We start from the raw sequence: 6,652 nt of genomic DNA, 5'->3' as shown, positions 1-6,652 counted from the left end.
AAGACCGCCGGCCGGCCGCTGGTGCTGCATTCGGACAACGGCAGCGTCATGAAAGGAGGGACGATGCTGGCGATGATGGGTTACCTGGGCGTGCAACCCTCATACAGTCGTCCGCGTGTGAGCAATGACAACGCTTACGCGGAAGCGCTGTTCCGCACAGCCAAGTACTGCCCGCTGTGGCCGGATCGGCCGTTCGATACGCTGCAGCAGGCGCGCGATTGGGTACAACGGTTTGTGTGCTGGTACAACGAGGAGCATCGCCACAGCGGCCTAAAGTACGTCACGCCGAACCAGCGGCACCGCGGGGAAGCGCCGCCCCTACTGGCGCGACGCACGATGCTATATCAGGCAGCCCGCGCCCGACATCCGCAGCGCTGGTCGCGAGGGATCCGGAATTGGAAGCTGGATTCAGTGGTCTTCTTGAACCCCGAACGAACTGAGCAGGAAGCTAGCGAGCACCGGAAAGCAGCATAACGGCGGACGCGACAACTACCTTGACACACACCGTTCCAAGGAACGTGAGGCGCGGCGGGGGAGTTTCGCGTGCCCATGACGATCTACTTTCAGCGGAACGGAGATTCAGCTTGCGCCTGCTGTAACGGTCGCTGTCCGACCCTTGAGCCATGCGCGTGCAAATCTCCCAATGGTCCAAGTATGACCATAGCGAACGTCTGCGTCAGGTTGTTGTTTTGCTGGAGCGCTTGAAGAGGTGAAGGACTTGGTTTTGCTCGTTCCCGACAACAACTGTCCAGTCCAGCAACAGCGCCTTGTTACACACGGCCATTAGTTGGGGGGCGCGCATTCCAGCCGAGCCGAGTTTTGCAAGCATCTTCAGATTCTCCCATCGTCCTCTTGGTCGCTGGGATTCATATCTCAAGAAGAGGTCGGCCGCCTTTCTGCATTTGGCTACAGATTCCTCCGTGCAGATGATAGTGAATTCTTGATTGCGCGCGAAAAGGCCGTCACACGCTTCTAGGAAGGCAGCATCCTCAAAATGCACGCTGAACTCGGCACTGGATTTCATGTTAGCTCCTAGAACTAGGTGCTTCTAATTGTCATGATGTCAAAGAAGCCACTATGACGAGAACGGTGAAGAGCAATACAACTCTCATAACAATGGTGCTCAAGGTCCTTGTTTTTGTGCTCATTCGACTGGATAGACACTAAGTTCAACCCTCGCTCCCAGCATGCAGACCCGGTCCATATCTTCGACAAGGATGGTAATGGTGGCGTTTGGGTTAAAGGCTGCTATTCTCAGAACAGGGTCACACTTGCGAATCAGCGCCTCGTTGCCAGTGAACAGGGTCAAGAAATGCCGCGTCTGTTCAGCAAGTGAGCCAGTTCGGGGATTGCTTTGACGGATGACTGTTCCCCACCCTTGTTCCTGGCGGTCCTCAAACACGCAGGTATCACCCAGGCGCCTCTGCAAGTTTTTCCACTCACTGCCTGGGTTCAACAATGCCAGCTCTATATCGAAAGTTGCCTGACGCATCTTGACGAGTGGTTGCGGAGGTCCTGGGAGGCTGATCGGATATGCAGCGTGCAGAAAGTCTTCATGTGTGAAACTCCGACACTGGACTGGTTATTCTTGCCGAAGATCTGGGCAAGTCAGTGCGGAACCACACACTTCGTCAATGGGACCCTTCTACTAGAGCCAGAAGACGCCTTCGTGAGGCACAACGGACATCCGAACGTCCTGTTTCTGACCGACCCAAAGCGGCCCTCTGGATGCGCCAGAAGCAAACATAAAAGCCCAGTAGTTAAGTCATGCACTACGCTGGATGCGCATCCTTTGAAACTCAATATGGAAGTCGTTCTCTTGTTCAGAATAGCCGAGTAGCGAGCCCTGCATTCGCTCAAATCCTTCGTTCCACCCGGAGTGCTTCGATGTTTCCAAGAGAAGAATATAGGCCCTGATTCGCCACGCCTCCTCAGGCAGCGCGTAGAACACCCATCTAAGTCGATGCAGGCCGTTGTCTACCGCATCAGCATATTCATCCTTCACGAACCGACCCATTCCTACATGTGCATCAAACTTGATTTCTGGAAAAAGCGGAGGGATGCCATTCGTTGATGGCTCCTCGTCAGTAAAAACACTAAGTGGCTTGCGCCCTTGGAGCATAAGCAACAGTTCGCGGTTCGTGTGCAGCAAGTAGGGATACTCGTCAACCGCGCTGCGCATCCTCAGCGTCACGCGTCCGTCATGATGTATTCCAAGACCATAGCCACTGTTTAGCGTTTCAATGTCCAACTTATCCAACTCATAGCTCGCCCAGGACTCGAAGGTTTCAATCTTGAGAGCGCGGAAAAGGCCCGAAATGTCATGAGCGTGAAAGTTGTAGGTCCGGATAATGCTGTCAGTTTCTCGATCGTAGGACTCTGCGACTAGCGTTGTTTGGCCGTCGCTTGCCGCTGCGCTGCACCGGTTTTCGGTTGTCATGATGTCGGCCCTTCTTGGGATCAACCTCCGCCCCTAACTTCCTCTCTCCAAGCCACCAATACATCGGCGACCTTCTTGGTATGAGCAAGCTCTTGGCCCATTCCTATTCGAGCTCGAACAACTCGGATCAAGTACTCCGTGATCACCGCTGCGCTTGCACCTTCTTTCAACAGCTCGAACACATGCGGCACGTAGGCATTGTATTCGTTGCGCGCCGATGGAACTGTCGAGATGCCGATGGGATCCCAGCGGTAATGCAGAACCTCGTCGACCCTTCGATAGAGTTCTTTGCCGGGATCGGACAACCTTGTATCCATTGCAATTCCCCGGTCCAAGCGCCGGAATACGACGTCCGAAATTCTAGGGCGCCAGGCCATCTAAGGCGACTCATAGCGGAAATTCGCCTTGTCACAAAGCTACCGTTCAACGAGCAAGCTCAGCCGCGCCGACGTACCGGCGTCGGCTGCAGCGGTTCGTTAGGCATCACGCTGCAGCGAAGGACGAGCAAGCTTTGAGCAGGGTGGCCACCACTTACAAAGGTCGAGGATGACCGCTTACTGACTGAAGTCCATGCCAATGAAAAAGGGACTCGCGGGAGAGTGTCCTTGATCGCCGACCCTGCCCGTCAACTCTCGGGGTCATCCCCGAACTCGCGGAGTTCCTGCGAGCAGCGGCACGCTTTGGCAATCTTCGCAGCCCACAGGATGGCGTCTTCGCGCGATGGGAGCTGGAGGATACAGAAGCCGCCGTCGAACTCCTTGGTCTGGGGATAAGTTTCGTTTGTGACCGTGCCGTCTGAGGCGACCATGAGCGGTGCGACATCCGCGTTGATACCACCACCGAACACGTACACGCCTGCAGCCTTCGCCTCGCGTATGACCTGGCGCGCAGCTTCGCCCACGGCGTCAAGCGACTCGGCGGGAACTTTCATCGCCGTTGCAGGAAAGGAGATAAGGTATTTCGTCATCGTGCTGTCCTCCGGTTGAGGTCGGTGATGTTTGTGAGGCCTGACGGGTGATGGGGCGATGTGGGGCGCACCTGATACGGATGATCGCACGCTCCTGTGAAGGCATGACGATCACCGCCCCACGCGCTTCCACGGCAACAACCGCTAAATTCCTTCCCAAAGACTTCCGCCGTGTGCTCCACAAGATTAAGCCAGACAGCTCTCCCCGCAGGACTGCGACCGGCGCCCGGAGCCAGCTAGCCGATTGGTGTCCATAAACACCGTTTCTATGGCACATGCTTTCCCTACATAGCGCCCCCGGCCAGCCGCCTTTGCTGCAATCTAATGTGCTCGCCCCGACCGCCTGCCGATGAAACGCACCACCACCATTCCCACGCCGCCGCCCGATGCCGCGCACCTCCTGGTGCCGGCTGACGCGCCGGCGGGCAATGGCTGCGCCGATGACCGCAACTTCGTCACGGCGCTGGCGCGCGGCATGGAGCTGTTGCGCGCGTTCGGGCCGCAGGACGATTACCTGGGCAATGCCGAGCTGTCGCGGCGCACGGGCATTCCGCGCCCCACGGTGTCGCGGCTGACCTATACGCTGGCCACGCTTGGCTACCTCACTTATATCGAAGCCACCGAGAAATACCGGCTGGGGCAGGGCGCGATGGTGCTGGGGCACCGCTATGTCGGTGGCGCCGGCATCCGCGAGATCGCGCAGCCGCTGATGCAGTCGCTGGCGTTTGCGACCGATTGCACGGTGGCGCTGGCCATGCCGGACCGCCACGCCATGGTCTACCTGGAAAGCTGCCAGCCGCGCGGTGCGCTGGTGATCCGGCTGGCGCCGGGCGCGCGCCTGCCGATGGCCACCTCGGCGATCGGACGGGCGTGGCTGGCGGGATTGGATGGCGACCACCGGGAGGCCGCGCTGGCGGAGCTGGCGCGCCACTACGGTGCGCGCTGGCCGGCGGTGCGCGTGGGGGTGGAGCGCGCGCTGCGCGACCATGCGCGGCGCGGCTTCTGCGTGGCGCATGCGGAATGGGACCGCACCGTCAGCGGCGCGGCGGCGCCGCTGCGGCTGGCGCGCAGCAGCGAGGTGCTGGCGCTGAACATCGGCGGCGCCGCGGCGCGGCTGTCGCCGGAAATCCTGGAAGCCAACCTGGGCCCGCGCGTGCGCGAACTGGCGCAGACCCTGCAGGCGCGGCTGTGGCAGCCTGGCGGCGCGCGCGCGACTGCGCGCTTTGCTTCGGCGCAGCCGGAACCCGGACCCGAGCCCGGCGCGGCGAAGCGGGCCTGACGTATCCGGCGCGATGCACCGTCCGCAGACGCCGGCATTCGAATTCAACGAGGAGACCACCCATGGAAGTACGCAACAAGACCGTCGTGGTGACCGGCGCCGCTACCGGCATCGGCCGCGCGCTGGCGCTGGCCTTTGCGCAGGCCGGCGCGCGCGGCGTGGCCGTGGCTGACCTGAACGCAGCCGGCGCCGACACGGTGGCGGCCGAGGTCCAGGCCGCCGTGCCCGCATGCCAGGTGTTTGCCCAGCCGGTCGACGTGGCCGACGCGGCCGCGGTGCAGGGGCTGGCCGACATGGCCACGCAGCGCTTCGGCCAGGTCGACATTTTCTGCTCCAACGCCGGCATCATCCTGCGCAAGGGCCTGGACGCCAGCGCCGGCGAGTGGCAGCGCATCTGGGACATCAACGTGATGGCGCACATCCATGCGGCAAAGGCGGTGCTGCCGCAGATGCTGGAGCGCGGCGACGGCTACTTCGTCAACACGGTGTCGGCGGCAGGCCTGTTGTCGCAGATCGGCTCGGCGCCTTACGCGGTGACCAAGCATGCTGCCATCGGCTTTGCCGAGTGGCTGTCGATCACCTACGGCGACCGCGGCATCAAGGTCAGCTGCATCTGCCCGCAGGGCGTGCAGACCAATATGCTGTTCGGCGAGAACGGCGAGCGCAAGGGCTTCCTGCAGGAAGGCTCGGTCACCGCCGAGCATGTCGCCGCGGTGACGCTGGAGGGCGTGGCCGACGAGCGCTTCCTGATCTTGCCGCACCCCGAAGTGCTTGAGTACTATCGCCGCAAGGGCCAGGACTACGACCGCTGGCTGCGCGGCATGCGCCGCCTGCACGACAAGGTGATGCAGGAGTTCGGCGGCATCGCGGTCTGAGGCAGCAGGCAGCCTGGCAGGTTCCGGCGGCGGCATTGCCGCCGCCTTCACAATGCGCGCGGCCACGCAGCCGCGCGCGACCGGAGGAGCATCCCATGCGTTTCGGTACCGTTGCCGCGGCGGCAGTGCTTGCCGCATCCATCCTGGCCAGCCCCGCCACCGCGCAGGCACAGGGCTATCCCGCCAAGCCCATCCGCATCGTGGTCGGCTTTCCCACCGGGGGCGCGCCCGACACGCTGGCGCGCATCGTCTCGGAGAAGATCTCGCCTGCCTGGGGCCAGCCCGTGGTGGTCGACAACAAGCCCGGCGCGGGCGGCAATATCGGCGCCGAGGCCGTGGCCCACGCTCCGGCCGACGGGCATACGCTGGCGCTCGGCACCGTCGGCACGCATTCGATCAACGGCGCGCTGTACAGCAAGATGCCGTACGACATGGTCAAGGACTTCACGCCGGTGATCCTGATCGCCTCGACGCCCAACGTGCTGGTGGTCAATCCCGGCGTGCCGGCAAAGAATGTGGCGGAGCTGATCGCGCTGGCGAAGGCAAAACCGGGCGGCCTGACCTTCGGCACGCCGGGCATCGGCACCTCGCCGCATGTGGCCGGGGAAATGTTCAATGCGATGGCGGGCGTCAGGATCACGCATGTCCCCTACAAGGGCCGCGCCATGGCCATTCCCGACCTGCTCGGCGGCCATATCACCATGATGTTCGACAACCTGCCGTCGGCCCTGCCGGTGGTGCGCGAGGGCAAGCTGCGCGCGCTGGGCATCACCAGCGCGAAGCGCTCGGCCTCGGCACCGGATATCCCGACGCTGGCCGAGCAGGGCTTGCCGGGCTTCGAGGCGGATTCGTGGTTCGCGGTGTTCGCGCCGGCGAACACGCCGAAGGAGGTGGTGGCCAAACTGAATGCCGAGCTCAACCGCATCTTCACGCTGCCCGAGGTGCAGGCAAAGCTGAAGACGCTGGGGCTGGACCCGGTGCTGGGCACGCCGGAAAAACTGGCGGCGTACCAGCGCCAGGAAATCGCCAAGTGGGCGAGGGTGGTGAAGGAGTCAGGGGCCAAGGCGGAGTAGATTCGTTGCCTCCGGCGC

9 protein-coding genes are annotated in these 6,652 nt (G+C 62.2%); 4 read left to right on the top strand and 5 right to left on the bottom strand.

What is annotated here, in order from left to right; all coding sequences use genetic code 11:
- Positions 1-474, top strand: a 474-nt coding sequence (locus tag FHX60_RS11435; protein ID WP_183283403.1) for an integrase core domain-containing protein, incomplete at its 5' end; no start/stop codon positions are given.
- 202 nt (positions 475-676) lie between these two features.
- Here FHX60_RS11435 and FHX60_RS11430 read toward each other — a convergent pair.
- The 5 genes from FHX60_RS11430 to FHX60_RS11410 all read right to left on the bottom strand — a co-directional run bounded on the left by FHX60_RS11430 (position 677) and on the right by FHX60_RS11410 (position 3,407).
- Complete coding sequence (locus FHX60_RS11430) at positions 677-1,024, bottom strand: hypothetical protein (protein WP_146748196.1); 348 nt, start codon at positions 1,022-1,024, stop codon at positions 677-679.
- Between the two features lie 120 nt (positions 1,025-1,144).
- Positions 1,145-1,492: a hypothetical protein gene (locus tag FHX60_RS11425; RefSeq protein ID WP_183283402.1), complete on the bottom strand. Its 348-nt coding sequence runs from the start codon at positions 1,490-1,492 to the stop codon at positions 1,145-1,147.
- Between the two features lie 273 nt (positions 1,493-1,765).
- Positions 1,766-2,440 carry a hypothetical protein gene (locus tag FHX60_RS11420; RefSeq protein ID WP_183283401.1) on the bottom strand — a complete coding sequence of 225 codons (675 nt, stop codon included), beginning with the start codon at positions 2,438-2,440 and terminating at the stop codon, positions 1,766-1,768.
- Between the two features lie 20 nt (positions 2,441-2,460).
- Positions 2,461-2,757, bottom strand: a complete 297-nt coding sequence (locus FHX60_RS11415) for a hypothetical protein (protein ID WP_183283400.1) — start codon at positions 2,755-2,757, stop codon at positions 2,461-2,463.
- Positions 2,758-3,065: 308 nt separating this feature from the next.
- Positions 3,066-3,407, bottom strand: coding sequence for a YciI family protein (locus FHX60_RS11410; protein WP_183283399.1), 342 nt, complete (start codon positions 3,405-3,407; stop codon positions 3,066-3,068).
- A gap of 349 nt (positions 3,408-3,756) precedes the next feature.
- Here FHX60_RS11410 and FHX60_RS11405 point away from each other — a divergent pair, with 349 nt between their 5' ends.
- The 3 genes from FHX60_RS11405 (at position 3,757) to FHX60_RS11395 (ending at position 6,634) form a co-directional block, all read left to right on the top strand.
- The gene (locus FHX60_RS11405; RefSeq protein WP_183283398.1) at positions 3,757-4,686 is read left to right on the top strand and encodes an IclR family transcriptional regulator; all 930 of its coding nucleotides are present in this window, start codon (positions 3,757-3,759) and stop codon (positions 4,684-4,686) included.
- A 62-nt stretch (positions 4,687-4,748) separates the two neighbouring features.
- Entirely contained in the window at positions 4,749-5,561 is an 813-nt protein-coding gene (locus FHX60_RS11400) for an SDR family oxidoreductase (protein ID WP_183283397.1), read from the top strand.
- 95 nt (positions 5,562-5,656) lie between these two features.
- Positions 5,657-6,634, top strand: a complete 978-nt coding sequence (locus FHX60_RS11395) for a Bug family tripartite tricarboxylate transporter substrate binding protein (protein ID WP_183283396.1) — start codon at positions 5,657-5,659, stop codon at positions 6,632-6,634.
- The last annotated feature ends 18 nt before the right edge of the window (positions 6,635-6,652 follow it).

This window comes from Cupriavidus alkaliphilus (assembly GCF_014191175.1).
Lineage (GTDB): Bacteria > Pseudomonadota > Gammaproteobacteria > Burkholderiales > Burkholderiaceae > Cupriavidus > Cupriavidus alkaliphilus.
The sequence above is the reverse complement of the archived record's forward strand: the minus strand, read 5'-3'. Positions and strand labels throughout refer to the sequence as shown.